Origin of the sequence: Streptosporangium sp. NPDC020072, from assembly GCF_040631445.1 — a bacterium.
GTDB lineage: Bacteria > Actinomycetota > Actinomycetes > Streptosporangiales > Streptosporangiaceae > Streptosporangium.
The window spans coordinates 26,994-46,486 of record NZ_JBEYAB010000013.1 but is presented as its reverse complement, the minus strand read 5'-3'; the positions used below and the strand labels follow the sequence as shown (position 1 = coordinate 46,486).

At 68.8% G+C, this 19,493-nt stretch carries 17 protein-coding genes; 11 read left to right on the top strand and 6 right to left on the bottom strand.

All coding sequences use genetic code 11. From position 1 onward, the window contains the following. Positions 1 to 385: 385 nt before the first annotated feature. Positions 386 to 1,105, top strand: coding sequence for a hypothetical protein (locus ABZ470_RS29000; protein WP_362915339.1), 720 nt, complete (start codon positions 386 to 388; stop codon positions 1,103 to 1,105). Next, positions 1,051 to 2,919 carry an FG-GAP-like repeat-containing protein gene (locus ABZ470_RS28995; RefSeq protein WP_362915336.1) on the top strand — a complete coding sequence of 623 codons (1,869 nt, stop codon included), beginning with the start codon at positions 1,051 to 1,053 and terminating at the stop codon, positions 2,917 to 2,919. The genes ABZ470_RS29000 and ABZ470_RS28995 overlap by 55 nt, the downstream gene beginning before the upstream one ends. Before the next feature lie 212 nt (positions 2,920 to 3,131). Here the strand turns inward: ABZ470_RS28995 and ABZ470_RS28990 are convergent, their stop codons facing one another. After that, positions 3,132 to 3,482, bottom strand: a complete 351-nt coding sequence (locus ABZ470_RS28990) for a hypothetical protein (RefSeq protein ID WP_362915333.1) — start codon at positions 3,480 to 3,482, stop codon at positions 3,132 to 3,134. Positions 3,483 to 3,738: 256 nt separating this feature from the next. Here ABZ470_RS28990 and ABZ470_RS28985 point away from each other — a divergent pair, with 256 nt between their 5' ends. Beyond that, positions 3,739 to 6,825: a BTAD domain-containing putative transcriptional regulator gene (locus ABZ470_RS28985; protein WP_362915331.1), complete on the top strand. Its 3,087-nt coding sequence runs from the start codon at positions 3,739 to 3,741 to the stop codon at positions 6,823 to 6,825. A gap of 20 nt (positions 6,826 to 6,845) precedes the next feature. On the opposite strand, the gene ABZ470_RS28980 is transcribed toward ABZ470_RS28985, so the two are convergent. From ABZ470_RS28980 to ABZ470_RS28965, 4 genes are all read right to left on the bottom strand, one after another. Then, a complete protein-coding gene (locus ABZ470_RS28980; protein ID WP_362915329.1) occupies positions 6,846 to 7,448 on the bottom strand; it encodes a DUF6461 domain-containing protein in 603 nt (200 codons plus the stop codon). 59 nt (positions 7,449 to 7,507) lie between these two features. After that, entirely contained in the window at positions 7,508 to 9,361 is a 1,854-nt protein-coding gene (locus ABZ470_RS28975; protein WP_362915327.1) for an asparagine synthase-related protein, read from the bottom strand. Between the two features lie 73 nt (positions 9,362 to 9,434). Beyond that, entirely contained in the window at positions 9,435 to 10,067 is a 633-nt protein-coding gene (locus ABZ470_RS28970; RefSeq protein WP_362915325.1) for a hypothetical protein, read from the bottom strand. Then, positions 10,064 to 10,387, bottom strand: a complete 324-nt coding sequence (locus ABZ470_RS28965; RefSeq protein WP_362915323.1) for a helix-turn-helix transcriptional regulator — start codon at positions 10,385 to 10,387, stop codon at positions 10,064 to 10,066. The genes ABZ470_RS28970 and ABZ470_RS28965 overlap by 4 nt, the downstream gene beginning before the upstream one ends. Positions 10,388 to 10,595: 208 nt before the next feature. Between ABZ470_RS28965 and ABZ470_RS28960 the strand changes: the two genes are divergently transcribed. From ABZ470_RS28960 to ABZ470_RS28950, 3 genes are all read left to right on the top strand, one after another. Next, positions 10,596 to 10,757 (top strand): hypothetical protein, encoded by a 162-nt coding sequence (locus tag ABZ470_RS28960; RefSeq protein WP_362915321.1) that lies wholly within the window; start codon positions 10,596 to 10,598, stop codon positions 10,755 to 10,757. Between the two features lie 642 nt (positions 10,758 to 11,399). Next, positions 11,400 to 11,651: a hypothetical protein gene (locus ABZ470_RS28955; RefSeq protein WP_362782215.1), complete on the top strand. Its 252-nt coding sequence runs from the start codon at positions 11,400 to 11,402 to the stop codon at positions 11,649 to 11,651. Between the two features lie 92 nt (positions 11,652 to 11,743). Then, positions 11,744 to 13,228 carry a DUF2079 domain-containing protein gene (locus tag ABZ470_RS28950; protein WP_362915319.1) on the top strand — a complete coding sequence of 495 codons (1,485 nt, stop codon included), beginning with the start codon at positions 11,744 to 11,746 and terminating at the stop codon, positions 13,226 to 13,228. Between the two features lie 245 nt (positions 13,229 to 13,473). Here ABZ470_RS28950 and ABZ470_RS28945 read toward each other — a convergent pair whose 3' ends face one another. Further along, positions 13,474 to 14,379 (bottom strand): aminoglycoside phosphotransferase family protein, encoded by a 906-nt coding sequence (locus tag ABZ470_RS28945; protein ID WP_362915317.1) that lies wholly within the window; start codon positions 14,377 to 14,379, stop codon positions 13,474 to 13,476. Between the two features lie 295 nt (positions 14,380 to 14,674). Between ABZ470_RS28945 and ABZ470_RS28940 the strand changes: the two genes are divergently transcribed. From ABZ470_RS28940 to ABZ470_RS28920, 5 genes are all read left to right on the top strand, one after another. Next, a complete protein-coding gene (locus ABZ470_RS28940) occupies positions 14,675 to 15,289 on the top strand; it encodes a recombinase family protein (protein ID WP_362915315.1) in 615 nt (204 codons plus the stop codon). A gap of 39 nt (positions 15,290 to 15,328) precedes the next feature. Beyond that, the gene (locus tag ABZ470_RS28935) at positions 15,329 to 16,825 is read left to right on the top strand and encodes a Mu transposase C-terminal domain-containing protein (protein WP_362915313.1); all 1,497 of its coding nucleotides are present in this window, start codon (positions 15,329 to 15,331) and stop codon (positions 16,823 to 16,825) included. Between the two features lie 83 nt (positions 16,826 to 16,908). Then, positions 16,909 to 17,682 (top strand): AAA family ATPase, encoded by a 774-nt coding sequence (locus ABZ470_RS28930; protein ID WP_362915311.1) that lies wholly within the window; start codon positions 16,909 to 16,911, stop codon positions 17,680 to 17,682. A 219-nt stretch (positions 17,683 to 17,901) separates the two neighbouring features. Further along, positions 17,902 to 18,438, top strand: coding sequence for an RNA polymerase sigma factor (locus ABZ470_RS28925; protein ID WP_362915309.1), 537 nt, complete (start codon positions 17,902 to 17,904; stop codon positions 18,436 to 18,438). After that, positions 18,435 to 19,277 carry a hypothetical protein gene (locus ABZ470_RS28920; RefSeq protein WP_362915307.1) on the top strand — a complete coding sequence of 281 codons (843 nt, stop codon included), beginning with the start codon at positions 18,435 to 18,437 and terminating at the stop codon, positions 19,275 to 19,277. The genes ABZ470_RS28925 and ABZ470_RS28920 overlap by 4 nt, the downstream gene beginning before the upstream one ends. The last annotated feature ends 216 nt before the right edge of the window (positions 19,278 to 19,493 follow it).

The window sequence follows — 19,493 nt, the reverse complement described above, 5'->3', positions numbered from 1 at the left end:
TAGCGCGAGCCGTACCTCACATGGGCAGCAGGCGGGATCGATCCGGGTACGGCTGTCGCGACATGCTTGCCGGTGCGGTGTCCGATTCCGTCCAGGAGTGCCTCCCGCCGGGAGGCAGCCGTGCCGCACCCAAGCCCGTACAGGTCCGCTGGTCTGGCCGGGAGAGCCGACGCGCCCGCGTTCGCGACCGTGACCGCTCTGTCATGACACGCCGGTTCGCCGAGTCGGGCGCGACCGGAACGCCTTTTAGGAGAGCTTCTTGAGAAAGTCGTTATATACCGCGCCGGTCGCACGGCTGCGTTTGCCGGGTCCACCGTCGGCCTCGAATGTGGGAGCCGGCCGCCGCCGAGGCTGGTGGAGCCGGATCGCCGCGGTTGTGGTCTCCGTGACGCTGGTCCTGGCCGGCGCCGTCACGCCCGCGCAAGCGGGTGCACCGCTCCGGCCGTCCTCGTGCGAGGGCGCCGACCGCGCCGCCGCCCGGCTGGGGGGCATCGGGCCCGCCGGCGTCGGCCAGGCCTCGGCGATACGCCTGATGTGCGCGGGTGAGGCCCCTGCGCGCCTCGCCGCGTTGGCGGAGGACGCCGACGACGTGGTGATGAGCTTCGAGGTCTCGCAGGTCGACCGTGGTCCCCTCCAGGCCGAGGTGGACAAGATCCACAGAGCACAGGCGACGGGTCAGTCGCTGAGCGATCACATGATCACGCTCCTGAAGTCGTACGAGGTGGGCGTTTACCCGGACGCATGGGAAGGCGTCGGGTTCGAAGGCTCCATCCAGGTGATCGACACCGGGGTGGCCATCGTGATACCGGCCGACCAGGTCGGCCCGAACGCGAACTGGTGGCAGAAGTTCCTCTCCGCCACTGTGGGGACGGGCGCGATGATCCTGACCTCGGCGTTGTGCCTGGGAGCCTTCAATGTCGGCGCCCCGGCGGCCGCGCCGTTCTGCGGAGCCCTCGGCGGATTCGTGGGGGGCATGATCGGGGAGTTGTTAACGCCTATTTCGACAACAGGCCGTTCACCGACCCGGCGGTCTGGACGGAGGCGTTGGCGGTGGGCATCCACGGAGCCATCACCGGCGCCGTGCTGGGCAAGGCGCTCGCGGTGATGGAGACGGGGGCCAACCCCCTGCTCCAGAAGATCGCGCAGGGCGTGAAGAACCTGGCGGCGAAGTTCACCGCGTTCCGGAGCCCGCTTGAGTTCGTGGCCCAATATCTTGAGGGCCTCGCTCCAGCCCTTCTCGCGAATCTCCACAGGCTCCGCAACGGCATCGGATCCGCGAGCCTGCGTCCGATGGCACTCGGGTCGTCCAGCACTTACGGGGAAGGCAGTTCGGACGGGAACGGTTACCGCGACACCGCCGATCAGGGGTTCAACGATCTCGCGGAGCGCAGGGCACAGCCCGCCGGTACCGAGGTCAGTGACGACGTCACCCCCTGGGTGGACTGGGTGGGCTCGGTCCGGGTGGGGACGATGGAGGACCGGGAGGTCGAGGGCTGGCGTGGATACACGATCGACCTGATCGCCGGGAAGGCCCAGTGCGCGGTCAAGGTGTTCAAGCCCAACGTCATCACGCTCATCGCCGGCGGCAACGATGTCCTCTACGACATCCAGATGGACGGTGCGATCGGGCGGCTCCAAAGACTGGTCGAGCAGATCGCCGGTGACTCTCCGAGGGCCGTCGTCCTGGTGGCGGGGATGCAGCCCTTGAACTCCCCGAAATTTCCCGGCGCCAACGCGCGGGGTGAGGCGTTCACCGCCCAGATCCCCGCCATGGTCGATCTGCTGGTGAAACGCGGCCTGCGTGTGGTGTACACCGACACCACCGGATTGGAGCTCTCCGACATCGGCACCGATGGCATTCACCCCACTGACCAGGGCTACGAGAAGATCGGCACGGCGTTCGTGAAGGCGGCCGGTCAGGCGAGTGACAGAGGTTGGCTCCGGCCGCCGGCCGAGCAGGATCCCGGCCAGGTGTCCGACGCCTGTGGCGGCCCGAGGGACGACGGTACCGGCACCGGTGACAACAGCTCCAAGCTCGGCCCGAACTGGGAGGACCGCGGCGTCATCCAGGACCAGCAGTACCCCAACACCAGCCGGTTCTGGATGGTCGACGTCAACAAGGACCGCAAGGCCGAGTTCGTCGCGGTCGACGAGAAGCAGAACTTCCGGTTCTGGTGGAACAGCGGGCCCTCCGGCAAGAACTGGATGCCCTTCGTCGAAGGCCAGAACTCCTACGAACCCGGCGCCGGGGCGGTGGGCAACATGCTGCGTTTCGGTGACGTCGACGGTGACGGGTTCCCCGACTGCATGGTGGTCTGGCTGACCGGCAAGGTGGAGGTCTCCACCTGGAAGGCCGACAACCCCTCCGGGCAGCGCATGTGCATGAACAAGTACAACGGCATGGCCAGTGTCTTCGACGAGGGGTCGCAGGGTGAGATCCTGAACATCGATCCGGCCACCAAGATCCGGTTCGCCGACGTCACCGGGGGCGGCCGGGACGACTACCTGCTGATCAAACCGGACGGCACGACGACCGCCGCGTACAACAGGGACTTCCAGAACAAGGACGGCCGCAAGTGGCTGGACTGGACCGCTCCCCAGCAGATCAGTGGCGCCCTGGCCAACCCCCGGGAGATCCGCTACGCCGACATCAACGGTGACAAGCGGGCCGACCGCATCCTGATCACCCTCAAGGGCGGCGCCCGCGCCTGGATCAACGAGGGAGCCAAGGGCGCGGGCGGCACCTACCGCGACATCGGCAGGATCGCCGGGGACGGCGACCTGCCGCCCAAGGACATCCAGTTCGCCGACATCGACGGGGACGGCAAGGCCGACTTCCTGCGCATCGGCTGGACCGGTGTCACCCACGCCTGGCTCAACAAAATCCCCGCCGACTACTTCGACACCTTCCACCCCTGAATGAAGACTCTGGGGTGCCCGATGCGCCGGTCACACCATCGGGCACCCCAGACCCGCGGTCACCGCTGTGGAACGGGCCCGGAACAGGAGTGCGAGAAGCCGTACGGTGGGCCTGGGAATGACCGATCAAAGATTCCTCGGAGGAGGTCAGCCGGAACGCCCCCGTCCAGCCGGCCGTTCTCTTCAGCTCTTGTGAGTGGCGTATATCGCGTTCAGCACCTGCTGGAGGAGCTCGCGGTGTAGACGCTCCGGCCGGTCGGCTCGGGCCAGGTGGCGTAGGAGACGGTCTTCGTCGAACGTCCGGGGACGGCGTGCGGCCCGGAGTCCTGGTTCCAGACCTTGTCGATGCAGACGTAGCGCGTGGAGGAGCACTCGTTGGAGAGGTCCACCCTCCTGGCGTACCCGACGTCGTAGAAGTGGTGCTGAACCGCGCAGGCGGCCTTGTTCACAGAGGACGTCGGCAGGCCGACACCGGCGGAGCTGGCGTTGGAAGGGGTGGCGAAGACGGACAGGGCGAACGTGCCGACCGCCACGGCGAACGCGAACTTTGTCGTGGTGTTCAATTTCTCGGCTTTCTCTGTAGGGAGTTCAGGTTCGCGGTCGACCGTTTCGCACAGCCCACCGTTTCGGCCTGAGATTCGTTCCGACCCTACGAACGCCCGCTTTTGTTTCGCTATCGACCCGATATGACGGCGACGCCGGTCGTGACCTCCGGAGAACGATCCCTTTTCGTGCTGGGTAACGGCCCTCGCCCCCGCGTGAAACGACCACGGTTTCTCTCCGGACGGACGGGACGCCCGCCCTCGCTATCGTGATCACATGGGGCCTGACGTACGGTTCAACATCCTGGGGCGGCTCGAAGCGACGGTCGACGGCAGGCCGGTGCGGCTGGGCGGTCCGCGGGCCCGGGCCGTACTGGCCATGCTGGTCGTCGGCCACGGCCAGGTGCTCAGCATCGACCGGTTGGCCACCGCCTGGGGGCGGCACCCGCCGGCGACCGTACGCAACCAGGTCATGATCGCGGTGGCGGCCCTGCGCAGGGAACTACGCGGGATGGGCGCCGGACCGGAGATCATCAGGACGGAGGGGTCCGGCTACCGGCTGGCCGGTGGCCTGGTGGACACGCACCAGGCGGAGCGGTGCATCGATCGGGGCAGGCAGGCGGCTCGGGCCGGACGACAGGCCGAGGCCGCCGACCTGCTGGGGCAGGCCCTGGCACTGTGGCGCGGCCCGGTGCTCGCCGACCTGGAACTGGAGGAGCTGGCGGCCTTCGCCGGACGGTGGGAGGAGCTGCGCCTGAGCGTCCTTGAGGAGCGGGCCGAACTGGGCCTGGCCCTCGGCCGGCATCGCGACCTGGTCGGTGAGCTGTCCGAACTGCTCGCCGAGCATCCGCTGAGGGAACATCTGCGGGCACTGCTCATGACGGCGCTGCACGGCTCCGGGCGGCGGTCCGACGCGCTGGAGGTGTACCGCGAGGGGCGAACCCTGCTCGCGGACGAACTCGGCCTCGACCCCGGGCCCGAGCTGCGCCGGTTGGAGGCGACCGTCCTCGCCGACGCCCCCGACCCCGAGCCGTTCCACGGACGCGAGGAGGCGAGGCAGGTGCCCGCCGAGTTACCCGCCGACGTGACCGGCTTCGTGGGGCGTGAACACGACCTGGCTCTGCTGCGCCGGAATGCCCTCGCCGCGGGTGCTCCCTCCATCGCGACCGTCACCGGCGCGGCCGGCGCGGGCAAGACCGCCCTGGCCGTACGGTTCGGCCATCTCGTGGCCGAGGAGTTCCCCGACGGCCGGCTCTACGTGAACCTGCGCGGGCATGCGGCCCGCCCGCCCATGCCGCCGCTGGAGGCCCTCGTGCGGATGCTCGGTTCGCTCGGGATACCCCCGGAGCGGATTCCCGAGCAGGAGGAGGCCGCGGCCGGTCTGTACCGCTCGCGCCTGTCGGGCCGCCGGATGCTGGTGCTGCTCGACGACGCGCGGACGGCCGAACAGGTACGGCCCCTGTTACCCGGCGATCCCGGTTGCCTGGTCGTCGTCACCAGTCGCAACGCGCTCGCCGGGCTGACCGTCTCCCACGGCGCCTGGAACCTGTCACTCGGCGTGCTCGACCGGGACAACAGCGCCCGGCTGCTGGCCTCCATGGTCGGGGAACAACGGTTGTCGGCGGAGCCGGAGGCGGCCGAGCGGATCGTACGGCTGTGCGGAGGACTCCCGCTGGCCCTGCGTGTGGCCGCCGCGACGCTGGCGACGCGTCCGCGAAGGTCGCTGGGCGAGTACGCCGCCGCGTTGTCCGCGCGAGGGCTGGACCTGCTGCGGATCGACGGCGACGTGGCGGTCCGGGCGGCGTTCGAGCTGTCGTACACGGGCCTGCCGGAGGCGGAGCGGCGCCTGTTCAGGCTGCTGGGGCTGGTCCAGGGGCCCGACGTCACCGCGTCGGCCGTCGCCTCCCTGGCCGACATCGAGATCGCCGAGGCCGAACAGCTCCTGGACCGCCTCGCCGCCGCCCACCTGATCGAGGAGTACCGGCCGTACCGGTACACCTGTCACGACCTGCTCCGGCAGTACGCGGGAGAGCTCACACTCCGCGACGACGACCCCGCGACCGGCGTCCGGGCCCTCGAACGCCTCGGCGACCGGTACCTGGCCGAGGCCGTCGCGGCGGCGGAGAGCGCCTATCCCTCGATCACCCGCCTGCCGCTCCCCGTCCCGTCCGGGCTCGGGCCCCGCGCCGAGGCGATGGCCTGGTTCAGCGCCGAGCAGGCCAACCTCGTCGCCTTCGCCCTGCACGCCGCCGGTGCCGCCGACCCCTCCTCCGCCACCCGCAGGCCTCCGGTCACCGGCCCCAGACGACACGCCTGGCTGATCGCCGACGCCCTGCGTGGCCACCTCGTCCACCACACCGCCACCAGCCTGGCCGACATCGTGGCGATCGCCGACGCCGCGACACACGCGGCCACCGTCGAGGACGACCCGCTCGGCCTGGCGGCGGCGCACCTCTGCGCGGGCACGGCCGCTCTGTGCCGCGCCGACTACTCCGCCGCCCACGCCGCCTGTGAGCTGGCCATTCGGTACAGCGAGCACGCGGGCTGGTCCGCGGGCGCCGCCGCCGCGCACAACAACGCCGCCACCGCCTGTCATGACCTGGGCAGGCTCCGCCAGGCCATCGACCACCTCGTCAGGTCCGTCGAGCTCAACCGCGAGATCGGCGACACCTACGGCGAGGCCCGCGCCATGGGCAACCTGGGTACCGTGCACCTGGAATGCGGCGACCTGGAGGAGGCGGAACGGCACCTGCGCGACGCCCTCGCCCTCCACCGTCACCTGCGCGGCAGCGAGCTGAGCCACTCCCTCAACGAGCTCGCGACCGTCCGGCGTCTCAGCGGCGACCTGGACGAGGCCCTGGCCCTCGCCACCGAGGCGCTCGGCCACGACCGCGAGAGCGGCCTGCACGTGCCCGAGGCCAAGAGCCTGACCACGCTGGCGGAGATCCACCGTGACCGCGGCCGTCTCGACCTCGCCCTTGAGGCCGTGGTCTCGGCCGGTGAGCGCGCGGAAGGCGCGCGCCACGTTTACGCCATGTGCCGCGCCACGCACGTCCTCGGCACCGTCCAGGCGATGACCGGACAGCACGGCGAGGCTCTCGACGCCCACCAGCGAGCACTCACGTACGCCGTCACGGCGGGCATGGTGCACCTGCAGGTCAGGCCGCTGCTCGGCCTCGCCCGCGCGCACGCCGACCTGGGTACGCACGACCGCGCGATCCGGTACGCCCGTCAAGCTCTGGACCAGGCGTCCTCGACGGGCTACCTCCTGCTGGAGGACCTGGCGCTGTCACTCCTGGCCGACCTTGAGGGGAAGCCGCAGTCGGCACGCCGCGAGGAGGACGGGCACCGTACCCGGCGGTGACGCGGCGCGAGGACCTACGGTCACCGCTGCGAGGCGGGCCTGAAACAGGAATGCGGGGCGTCGAACCAGTCGGCGGCGATGTCCGTTCCCGTCAGCCGTCCGATGAGCGTCAGCGTCGAGCTGATGCTCTCGTCCTCTTCCACGAGGTCCTCGGGGCCTCCCGGGGTCGCGGGGTCGTACGGGTCGTTGAGCTGGAAACGCAACCCCTCCATCAGATGGTCGAGCGCGTGCGGGTCGTCACCGGACCTCTCGTCGGGCGACAGGGGGTCGAAGGAGACGACCATGCGCCCGTCGCGGGCGTACGCGAACCGCTCGGTGTGGTTGACGTCCATGGTGAGGCCGACGGCCTGCCCGCCGTTGGCGCTGAGAGGCGGCAAAGACCGGTCGTCGTACGTTCCGGGCACGACGCAGAGCCAGTCTCCGACCTCGGCGACCCAGACGGAACCGTCGTCGATGTTGCGGTCGAGGATCTCGCTCAGACGGCAGGGCGTGCGGGTGCTCGGGTCCAGGGAGAACTTCGCCGTGATGGCCGCGGTGTCCATTCCCTGAACCCATGTGGCACCGAATCCCAGCGCCCACAGGTCCATGTCGTGGTCGAGTCCCTCGGTGAACACGGTCGACACGAGGAGCCGATAGAGACGTGTTTCCTGCCGAAGACGCATGGGGGAAGTCAACCATTCGATCAACGCGGAATGGGGATGCGCAGGGAAGGCAGGTCAGGGGGGTCGGGGGTGGCGAAGGCGTCGGTGAGCATCGTGGAGACGGTGTAGAGGTGCCACAGGACGTCCATCCGGGAGTCCGGCAGCCGTGACACCTGGGCCGCGTCCACGACGTGTGCCAGCCCGTCCGCCCGCAGTTCCCCGCGGTCGTCGATCACGGCCGCGCGCAGCAGGCCGGTCAGCTCGGCCGAGGGCTCGGTCCGCCAGTTCCAGGGCTTCCCCGCGGAAGCCGCGGAGGCTTTCAGGAAACCGGCAGAGGAACCGGCGGAAGGGCCGGGACGCAGGGACAGGCCACGTGAGCGGAGCCGGTCCCACAGGCTCGGGCGGCTCTCCTCGGTGAACCGCCACGGACGCCCCTCGACGGGCACGTCCCGCAGCGAGGGCGCGAAGGCGTTGATCACCCCGTGGATGAGCGCCTCCGAGCGTCGCCACAGCGGGTCGATCCCGAGCGCGGTCCTGACGACCAGGTTGTCGAGGAACGGCGGAACCGGGTTCTGGCCGCGCAGCAACGACGCCCGCGAGGCGGCGTGCCAGCGGCCCACACGGTGCGCCAGATACAGCCGGTCCAGGGCGCCGGGGCCGTCCAGGTCCCGCCAGGGGGAGGCCAGGGCCTGGGCGTGCTGTCTGCCCTGGTCGGTCAGCAGGTCGGCGTTCCTGCTGAAGAGGCCGTCGATCCGCCGCCTGACGGCCTTGGCGTCCAGACCGGTCTGGTTGTGCAGGAACCCGCCCCGCAGGACCTCCCCGCCGTGCCCGGACATCCGTGGCGTGGGGTCGAACCGTACGCCGGCCGGGATGTTCTCGTAGACCGAGATCATGCCCTCGCAGGCGAACAGGACGTTGTGGCCGCGAACGTGGGGATGGGGGACGACCAGCTCCGTGCCGTCGTCGGACCGTTTCGGCCGGGCGACGCTGTGCCGTACGCCGAGGGCCCGCGCGACACGTTCGGCGAGCACCACGTCGGGGCTGTCGTCATGCCCGGAGGTGGCCGTCACGAACGGGATGCCGGCCCTGTGCAGCAGCGCGGCGAGGAGACGGCTGTCACGGCCACCGGTGAGCGACAGCCGTACCGGCTCGGTGGTGTGGCGCAGCGGCCGTACGGCGGTGAGCAGCGCGTCGGCGAGTTCGTCGACCTGGGCGCGTGCCGCGCGTCGGGAGGCGGGGGCCTCGCGGGCCTCGGGGAACGGGGTCTCGGTGACGGTACGGCGCCCGCCCTCGACCCTGATCTCGGCGGCCGGGGGCAGCGCGCCGACCCCGTGGAACGGCGTCTCGTCGGACAGGAAGTATCCCGCCCGCACCATCGACTCAAGGGCGGCCAGGTCCCAGACGATCGCGGGGCGGCTCGACGACGTCTCGGCGGCCCTGGCGACGAGGTGCACGAGCAGCGCGCGGCTGCCGATGACGTGGACGTCCGGGGTCTCGGCGTGGAAGACGGGACAGGCCCGGGTGAGCCCGGTGGCGGCGCTCACCTCCGTCCCGGCGACTCGGAAGATCGAGAAGACACCACCGGTGCGGGTGACGGCCTCGCCGAGCCGGGGTACGGCGAGCAGCCGGTCCACCTCGGACGGTTCGGCCAGGTGCCCGGTGAGGGCCGCGACCCGGCCGCCACCGGAGCACATGATCGGCGACCCGTGCCCCTCGGGCTCGTTCGACCAGGACAGCAGCGCCGTGTCACCGGTGGCCGAGTGCCACTCCTCCGAGGCCAGGGTCGAGGCGGGCACCGGGAAGGCACGGGCGATCCCCTGGCGTGCCGCGTCGAGGACCACGGGCGGCAGCGGGACGCCCGTACGTCTGGCGACGATCATCAGATGGACACGCAAGGCGACCTCCCGGACATTGGTGATCCACATCCCTGTTCCGCCGATGCCCGGATTCGCCTTCACGAAGGACGGGTCAGTCGCGCTTCCTGGGGATGCTCCAGCGGCGGCGAAGGTGCTCGACGCCCAGGTGGAAGGCGACGATGGTGGGCAGCGTGTAGAAGGCCGAACCCCAGCCCTGGGCGAGGTGGATGTTGACCGCGGCGAAGGCCAGCACCGAACCCAGGGGCCACCAGGTGCGGTGGTTGGAGGCGAGCACCCAGCACGCGGCTCTCAGCAGCAGGGTGCCGAGGTCGTACAGCCTCATCAGCAGGGCGGCGCGGACCAGGCCGAGGCCGTACCGGACGGGGTTCGGGGAGGCCTCGACGGCGGCCTGCCAGTCTTCGGCCTGCCACCGCCGGGCGCGGCCGCCGACGCGCAGGGCGAGGCGTAGCGCGAGGAGGCCGCGTGTCCTGTTCCGGAAGGCCGGACTGTCGAGGACGTTGACCGAGACGATGGAGCCACCGACGAACAGGGCCATCCCGGCGAAGGACAGACTGCCCGACAGGTCGCCGCTGTCCAGCCAGACGTAGACGCTGAAGGCGAGGAGAAGAAGGGTGGCGGCGACGGCGATGCCGATGATCATGAGACGTTCGTGGTCGCTGATCTCGGCGGACGCCGAGTCGTCGGAGTCGAACCAGCCCGCCGTGCCGACCGGGTCGTCGATCACCGTCCGGCCCTCCTCGGACTCCAGGACCACAGCGAGGTACGGCCCCGCCGGAGGGCGGCGTACTTCTGGCGGCCGGTGCCGGACAGGGTGTAGAGACGGCGCCGGGGCCGGCCCTCGGGGACATCCGCCTCCCAGGAGCCGGTGATCCACCCGGCCTTCTCCAGCCGTTCGAGAAAGGGATAGACCGTGCCGGGGCCGAGCCCGGTCTCCTCGGTGACGCGGTATCCCCACAGCGGGTCGTCGGGATCGGTGGCCAGGAACAGATCAAGGACAAGTCGTGTGGTGGTGGTCAATCGGATCTTCGGTGGCGGATCGATCATCGGGCACCCCCATATTGATGAAGATACGTCCGCTGTGTCCCGGACGTGGAGAACGTCCGGGGCCGAGAACGGGCCGCGAAGGATTTGTCAGCGAGAGATCGGCAGAAGACCGTTCCCGTCACCTCACGTCGTCCCCGGACGTAGTTGGACTGGGGGACACGCACTCGGTGCGGTAGCCGTAGGGCCACGCGTCCGCCTGCGGGCTGGGGTGTTCGACGCGGTAGGAGAAGGCGTACCGGCCGTCTCCGCCGCTGCGGTGCTACCAGGCGGTTCCACCCGTTCCGGCGCGTTCACCGCCGACGACGAACCGGTGATGCTCTCCACAAGCTGGGAACCCTTCGCCCTGGTCAAGGGGACGCCCATCGGCTGACATCGTGATCCCCGTGGACCGGTGCCAGGTGAGCTACGGCGCAGCGATCGACGAAACACCGCAGACCTGAGACATCCCACGGCGCGTTCACCGGTGCCCTCTTGTCCAAGGGCTTCCTGGGCTCCTGGGGCCCTGCCGTACGTCCACATTCACCTGTTCGCCTGTGGACAACGGTGTCGGTCGAGCGACACGGGAGCGATCGGCGGTACGGCTCCGGGGTCGCCGCTCTGGCCGGTTCGTGGGGCGCCCGGCGGTCCGGGGCGCAGGCCGTCGCCGTCGGGAACGGAGGCCGAATGACGGCCCATCTGAATGGCCGCCCTGACGTCCCGGCACAACGATAATCGCATGCGGCACGTTGTCGGCAAATAGGTGAATTAGCGGTGAAAGCCGGTTCGGAGTTTCTCGACTGTGATCTGAAACGGTTGCGGACCGTATGTTATGGCCACACGGGTTTTCGATGCGTCGGGTTTCGGTTTGCAATCGTGAGCTCGGGTCGCCCTGAAGTGAAAAAGGCCTTGCCAAGGTTCAAGTGCACAGCAGGATTGCCGTGGGGGGAGGCCTGGGAACCACACCCGCCCACGGGGCATCCGTAGATGCGGTAGAGAGGCTAATCGCGCAGCTCTCCCGGGCGGGACCGCCTCGGTGGCTTTTGGCGCCGCCCTGCTCGCCGCCAACGCTGATTACAACGGTGGCTGCGCCATTGCCCACTGTCAGGGCTCCGGTACCGGCTGGTGTGACGGCACCGGGCCGCAGAAATACCAGATCGGCGTCAAGTGTGGGAACAACGTCTGGTACTGGAGCGCCGGAGCGAAGGCCTTCGGTGACCGGACCGGCCTGAGTGCCTACTGCCCGAGTGGGTACGCCTCCCTCAACCACGGCTGGCGCCGGTACTGACATTCACTTGTCGCGGTTGGCCGATACGTCGGCCAACCGCGGCGTTTTCGTTCAGTATGGAGCGCATGCGATCAAGAGCCGAAGATGAAAGCGTGCGGACAGAGTCGTCCTTGGGCCTCTCCGGCGGTTCCCCGTTTTTTCGCCACCGGGTTTTCGTGGGTTTGATGGTGGCCGTGGGGGCCGTCGTGTACGGTACGCTGGGGCTTGTCAGGTTCTACACGTTCCGCGTGGGCGTCTACGATCTGGTGATATTCGATCAGGGCGTCCGTGGCTATGCGAATTTTTCGGAACCTCTGTCGTACGTCAAGGGAAACTGGGAAACCCCGGGTGTTCCGTTCTCCCTGCTGGGGGATCATTTATCTCCGATACTGGTGCTGCTGGCGCCCTTGTACTGGATATATGACGGTCCGGAGACACTGATCGTCGCGCAGGCGATACTTTTCTCCCTGGCCGTAGTGCCCCTCTGGACGTTCGTGCGCCGGACTCTGGGAGTGCCCGCCGCCTATTTCGTGTCCGTCGCCTACCTGCTCTCGTGGCCCATCGCGGAGGCGGTTTCGTTCCACTTCCACGAGTACGCTTTCGTCCCTCTCCTGACCGCCCTGGTTTTCGAGAGGATAAGCGCCGGAAAGCTCGCTCAGACGATCCCGTTCCTGGCCCTTGTCCTTGCGGTCAAAGAGGACATGGGAATTTTCGTGGCCGGACTTGGTGTCGGGCTGGCATTGACGCGTGGAAGGCGTTTGTTCGGGGCCACGCTGTTCGTCTGTGGTGCCCTCTACATGTACCTCGCCACGCATGTGGTGATTCCGTTTTTCGGTGGCCAGGCCGATCGCTACTGGTACTACTCGTTCTGGGGGGCCGATCAGCCGGATGCGATCGTCGGTGTCATCACCCGGCCGCACGATGTGGTGACCACTCTTTTCAGCCCCGGCGTCAAGGCGTGGACCGTGCTGCTCCTCCTGGGGCCGTTGTTCTTTCTGTGCCTGGCCTCGCCGTACATGCTCGCTCCGGGAGCGGTGTTGCTGGCCAGGATGCTGGCCACCGACCCTGGCGCGTCCGGCTGGTGGAGTACCCACTACCACTACAACTCCGCCGTCGTCATGGCACTCGTCTGTGCGGCGGTCGACGGCCTGGCACGTGTTCGGCGTCGTGCGCGTAAGGAGGTGTCGCGCCCTGCCACGCTGTACCTCCCGGCGGGAATGGCGCTCATGATGGTCGGGACAGTGCCGTTCTTCGCGTTGGGGAATCTGTTCTCACCAGCGTGGTACAGAACGCCCGACCGCGTACCCGCCGCCGTCGCGGCGCTGGCCACTGTCCCGGACGGGGTACTGGTCGAGACCGCGAACAGTCTGGGACCACAGATCTCGGCGAGAACACACGTCGTGGCCTGGGCCGCGAAAACCGCCGAACGGCCCCAGAGAGCGCCGTGGGTCGTCGCCGATCTCGACGAGAGGCAACCCCATTTCGCCTCGGTCGCCGACCAGGCTTCGGATGTGGCGGCTCTGCAGAAGCGTGGTTACCGCAAGGTCTTCTCCGAAAAGGGATACGTGGTCCTGTGCGCTCCGGCGGCGTGCCGCTGACGCCACGGGCGCCGATCGCCTGCGCCACCTGGCCGGGCGTCAGCCCGAGGACGGGCGCGGCCTGGGGGAGCAGTGTCTTCAGGTCGGTGAACGAGATGCGGGTGGAGCCGACGAGGGCGAGAGCCGTACTGGGCGGCCCAGAACCGGTCCGGGGCCGCCGCCGAAGAGCGGGAAAGGGCGGTCGGCGCCCACGGTGACGGACGGCAGAAGGCCATCCGGGTCGTCGGGGAGGTCCGGGCGAGGCATCAGGACAGATCGGCCCAAGGGGCCGGCGGAGCTGAGGCGAAGAAGCGGAGGAGGCCGAGAAGCCGGCTGGCCGGAGGGGCGGTCCAGTGGCGTTCGTCCGGGTGCGGGACGGGATCTTTCAGGCGTCCAAGTGCCCAGGTGAGGTGGAACCACAGCACGCGGGCTTCCCAGGCCGGCGCGCTCGTTGAGGTTTCCTGGCCGGTTTGCTGTCGGTAGCCGTCGAGCATGGCCGGGACGCCGGCGAGGGGCATCTTGGCGAAGTCGACAGCGGGGTCTGCCCATGCGGCATCGCCCCAGTCCACGATGCCGTTGAGCTGGGTCGTCTTCGGGGAGACGAGCAGGTTCTGCGGAGCGATGTCGCCGTGAACCAGGACCATGGGCGGGCTGGTGGGGAGATGGGGCGAGAGCCGGTCGAACCATCCGGTGAGCCAGCGGGCGGTCCCGGCGTCGATCCAGCCGTCCTTGAGGAGGCGGTCGGTGAGCGCCCAGGGGTCTGTGACGTCGTTGTCCACGGGAACGCCGGTAAGGGCCGGCGCGGTGGCAGGGGAGAGCCGGTGCAGTTTGCCCAGCTCTCGCCCCACGTTCCGGAAGAGATGCTCGGTGTCGGCGGCGGGTGGTTCGAGGCGTGCGAGATCTACTCCCCGCGTTCGGGTGAGCACCATGTAGGGCACGTCCACCACCGAACAGGTGTCATCGAAGGCGACGACTTCCGGAGTGCGCACGCCGACGTGCAGGGCGAGGGGAATGACCGCGGACTCCTTGACCAGGTCCGGGAGGAACCGCTCGGCCCGTGGGACGCGCAGGACCAGGTCGTCTCCGAGAAGGAAGACATGGTTGGCCACCCCCTGCGGCAGGGGCCGCACCTGCTCGGCGCTGATCCCGTGCAGGCCGGCGATGGCGGCCAAGATCTCGTTGCTCGTCTCGTGTTCCACCATGACGAAGCATGCTGGCACAGACGGCTGGGCGCCGTTTCCCCCTTTTTGTGACGAGCAACGCTCCTTGGCCGGAAATCGGCAACGCTATTTGGCCGCCCGTCGCTGTCCATGACGGGCGGCGTCGCGCTCGAATCCATGCTTTCGGCGTGACGCTCCACTACCAGGCCAGTGAAGGCACTGCCGCAGGTCGGCTCCGCTCGTAACCTGAAGCCAAAAGCACTGCTCGTAACCCCTGTCACGGCGTCAGCTATCGAGCGGGTGACTCATGGACTACGGATACGCCCGAGTCAGCACCACGGCCCAGGACCTCACCCGGCAGATCGACACCCTCAAGGCCGCGGGCATCCCGGAGGAACTCATCTGGTCCGACCGGCGCACCGGGGCCACGATGACCCGCGACGGCATGGAAGATCTGCTCCGGCGCGTTCCGCCTCACGCTGGTCACCGGATCACCGCGGTGACCTTGGATCGGCTCGGCCGCAACATGCGCGAGTGCCTGGACCTCGCCCACGAGCTGACCGAGCGGGGCATCGGCCTGCGCACACTCAGCGACCCGATCCCCGTGGACACCAGCCTCCCAGGTCCGGCCGCGGAAATGGCCATCGCATTGCTGGCGATGTTCGCGCAAATGGAGCGGATCTTCATGCTAGAGCGGGTCGCCAGCGCCCGGGAGGCAAAGAATCACGCGGCCTGCCCAATGGCCGACCGTCCAAGACGACGCCGCAGCAGCGAGCAGCGGCCGCCGCGATGGTCGCCTCCGGTATCCGGGTTGCGGACGTCGCGGCCGGATTCGGCATCGGGAGTCCACCTTGCGCAGAGCGCTGGCCAGGCATCGCGAGGAGACCCGGGCCGCGCTGCTGGTCGACGACCTGCCCGATGACGTCTTCCATGCATCGGCCGACGACGGCCCAGCGAAAACATGAGCGGACCCGAAGCCGGACCGCCACCACTGGCGCGACTTTCCTCAGCGGCACGCCAGGAAGCCGTCAGGCGCTTTCAGGTCCTTCAGCCTCATCTGGAAGATGGTATCTCGCTGACCGAGGCCGCCCGCATGGGAAAGATCACGGCGCGTACAGCGCGCCGTTGGGCAGCCCGCTACCGCAATGGTGGCTTGGCCGCGCTCGCCCCGCGAACCCGTAGCGACGCCGGCACCCGCCGAATGCCCGAGCAACTACGGATGTTGATCGAAGCGTTGGCCCTGCGCTCGCCCCAGCCCAGCGCCGCCACCGTGTACCGGCAGACACAGGAACTGGCTCGCGAACACGGCTGGCCGCCCCCCGGCCGCCGCACCGTGGCCAACGTGATCGCGGACTTGGACCCCGCGCTCAAATGTCTGGCCCATGAGGGCCGCAAGCGCTACACCGAGGTCTTCGAGCTGATCGCCCGCCAAGAGGTGCAGGCGCCCAACGCCCGCTGGCAGGCCGACCACACTCAGCTGGACTTCTACGTGCTGGCCGAAGACGGGTCTGCGGCGCGGCCGTGGCTGACGCTGATCACCGATGAGTACTCCCGCGCGATCGCCGCCTACAGGCTGAGCCTGGAGGCGCCCAGCGCCGCAGGCACCGCCTTGACGTTGCGCCGGGCGATCTGGCGCAAAGGCGATCCGCACTGGCAGGTGTGCGGCATTCCCGCGGTTTTCTACACCGACCACGGATCGGACTTCACCTCCGCGCACCTGGAACAGGTCGCCGCCGACTTGAAGATGCGCCTGGTGTTCTCCCTGCCCGGCCAGCCCCGCGGCCGAGGCAAGATCGAACGGCTGTTTTCCACCGTCCACCAGATGTGCCTGTCGGCCCTGCCCGGCTACGCCCCCGCGGGTCTGCCCGAACGCGCACGCCAGGCCCGCCTGAGCATGGCGCAACTGGAGGAGGCCCTGCACGCCTGGATCGTCGGCGACTACCACCTGCGTGCCCATTCCGAGACCCGGCAGCCGCCCGCCACCCGCTGGGTCGCCGGGGGGTTTCTGCCGCAGATGCCCGAGTCCCTGGAGCAGTTGGACCTGCTGCTGCTCACCGTCGCCAAACCTCGGAAAGTCCACCCCGACGGCATCCACGCCTTCGGGCTGCGCTACCTGGATCCCACCTTGGCCGCCTTCGTCGGTGAAAGCGTCATCATCCGCTACGACCCTTGCGACCTGGCCGAACTGCGCATTTTCCACCGCGGCGACTTCATCTGCCGGGCGATCTGCGCCGAGCTGGCCGGTACCACCACCAGCATGCGCGAGATCACCGCGGCCCGCCGCGCCCGTCGCCGCCAGCTCACCCGCGACCTGGCCGAGCGCACCAGCCTGGTCGACCAGCTCCTGAGCCACCGCACCGGCCTGCCCGCCCCCAGCGCCGAGCCCATAGCGGCTCCGCCCGTCCAGCGCCGGTTGAAGATCTACACCGAGGAGTGGAGGAGCACCGGTCGCCCATGACCAAAGCACATCCGAACCCCAACTGGAAAAGCCCCCGACGTGGGCAGTTACGCGCTCCTACTTCGCTGAATCTCATCTCGACCATGGAACACCGCAGGTTCTGCGAGTTCGCCGACACTGTGCGCACTCACCGCTACATCGGCCTGTGCTACGGCCCGCCCGGCGTCGGCAAGACCCTCTCGGCCGAGACCTACGCCTGCTGGAGCGAACAGCGTCACCTGCTGGAGATGCCGCACGCGCTCGTCGACTGGTTCCACAGCGGCGCCAACCGGCCCGACTGGCACACCGTGCTGTACACACCCCTGATCAATACCCCGCCCGGCAGGGCACTCAAAGAGCTGACCGACATGACCAACCGTCACGCGATGGTCCGCGCCCGCGACATCGACGACCCCAAACGCGAGACCAACCTGCACGGCGCCTGCCCCTACACCGAACTGGTGATCATCGACGAGGCCGAACGCCTCACCACCCGGGCCATGGAACAAGTCCGTGACTTCTATGACCGAAGCGCCCTGGGCCTGGTCCTCATCGGCATGCCCGGCATCGAAAAGCGGCTGGCCCGCTACCCGCAGCTCTACAGTCGCATCGGCTTCGTCCACCACTACCGAACCCTTGCCGCCGACGAACTCGCCACCGTCCTGGCCACCGCGTTCGGCCATCTCGGTCTCGGCATCCTCGGCGCCACGACAACCGAGGCCATCGCCGCGATCGCCCGCACCACCGCGGGCAATTTCCGGCTCGTCACCCGGCTACTGGACCAGGCCGAACGTGTTATGAAGCTCAACGAGCTCGATCGGATCACCGCTGAGGTCATCGACGCTGCCCGTGATGCCCTCGTCATCGGCACCATGTGACCGCTGAGCCAGATCACGTTAGTTGGCACCAGTAAGCCGCCGTGACCTGGTCTGCGGGATCCCTCGGATCAGGCTTGTTGGCACTGATAGGTCACGCTACTTGCAACCGAACGGGGAGGCCCCTGGGAGAGGTGGTCCGGGACGGCGGGGTGAAACACTCGGAAAGGGTGTCGGACATGTATCGAGATGTCTGACACCTTGGCACGAGGAGAGTCATCTGTGACCCATCCCCCGGGAGCGCGAGACCGCTTCGAAGCGATCTACAACGCGCACTACCCGGCCATCCACCAGTACGCAGCCCGCCGTACGGACTCGCCCGAGGATACCGCGGACGTGATGTCCGAGACGTTCCTCACCGCGTGGCGGCGCATCGCCGACGTGCCCGAGGGCGAGGCCGCCCGCCTGTGGCTGTACGGCGTGGCCCGTCGCGTCCTGGCCAACCAGCGGCGCGGCCAGTCTCGTAGGGCCGGGCTGGCAGAACGGCTGAAGGACGAGTCGTCCGCCGCACGGCCGTCCGGGCCAGACGGGCTTGACCATGTGCGGAGGGCGTTCGACGGCCTTCCCGCCCGTGATCGCGACGTGCTCGCGTTGGCCTGCTGGGAAGGCCTGACCGGCCCGGAGATCGGCAAGGTACTCGGCTGCACGGCGACGGCGGCCCGCATCAGGCTGCACCGCGCACGCAAGCGGCTGGCCAAGGCGCTGGGCCTGACGGAAGAAGACCAGGCGATCGCGGAACTGAGAGGAGAGAGCCTGTGAGCAAGATCGACCGGCTGGTGACCGCCATCGACCCCGTACCCCACGCGCCAGAACAGGGGCAGGACGCGCGGGAGTTGTTCCACGAGATTGTCGCGACGCAGGTCAAGGCACGTCGCAGGGTGCGCTGGCCGGTGTTGATCCCCGTCGCCGCGGTGCTGGCGGCGGCGGCCGTCACGGGGGTGGCCTTCCTGCCCACCGACGCGCCGAGCGGCATCGCGCCGCCCGCCGCGCTGGCGTTCCAGCGTTCGGGTGATGACTGGATCGTCACCGTCAAGGACCTCTACGCCGGCCCCGAGCGCTTCGCGTCCGAGTTCAGGGCCCGCGGGTTCGATATCCGACTGTCGATCGCCCCAGGCTCGCCGAGCACAGTCGGCCATGTCACGGGCGGGGAAGTCACGGAGGGAACGACTCGCATCGAGGAGGAGTCGGTGGAATGCGAGTCTCCCGGCGGCCGGTGCGCGGTCTCGTTCCGCATTCCTGCGGAGTTCCAGGGCAGTGCGCAGATCTGGCTTGCCCGTCCAGCCCGGCCCGGTGAACGGTACGAATCGGCCGGTGATGTCGATGCCACCGGTGAGCTGCTGCACTGCGTCCCGTTCCGCGGCATGACCGTGGACGAGGTACGAGGAGTGCTGGCCGAGCGGGACGGCTCGATCGAGGAGTTCAGGGTCGGCAAGAGGTCGGAGCGCGCTCAGCACGTGCCGGGCAACTGGTTCGTCAAGGACGCGGTGCCGACGGCCCCGGGGCAGGTGCTTGTCTGGGCGCAGCCGGACCGGGTGAAGTTCACTCCCGAGCTGACCGCGCACGTGAAGAAGAAGGTGGCCGGATGTCCCAAGGGCTGACCGAGAAATGCCCGCATGAGTATGGCGCCGCGGCAGAAGGTGTGGCGCCATACGCGCGCTGACTGCCGGAACAGCACAACCGCGGTTCCACCTAACGTGATCTGGCTCAACCGCGTCGCTGACGGTGACAGATCGGCCAAATAGCGTTGCCGATTTCCGGCCACGTAGCGTTGCCCGTCACACCCTTTTCGGCCGCTGACGGCGGCGGGGTCTCAT

Bases quoted from the DNA above. Each gene is read 5' to 3' on its own strand.
- ABZ470_RS28940 (WP_362915315.1), top strand. From the start codon at position 14,675: ATGGACTACGGATACGCCCGAGTCAGCACCACGGCCCAGGACCTCACC.
- ABZ470_RS28985 (WP_362915331.1), top strand. From the start codon at position 3,739: ATGGGGCCTGACGTACGGTTCAACATCCTGGGGCGGCTCGAAGCGACG.
- ABZ470_RS28965 (WP_362915323.1), bottom strand. From the start codon at position 10,387: ATGATCGATCCGCCACCGAAGATCCGATTGACCACCACCACACGACTT.
- ABZ470_RS28935 (WP_362915313.1), top strand. From the start codon at position 15,329: ATGAGCGGACCCGAAGCCGGACCGCCACCACTGGCGCGACTTTCCTCA.
- ABZ470_RS28930 (WP_362915311.1), top strand. From the start codon at position 16,909: ATGGAACACCGCAGGTTCTGCGAGTTCGCCGACACTGTGCGCACTCAC.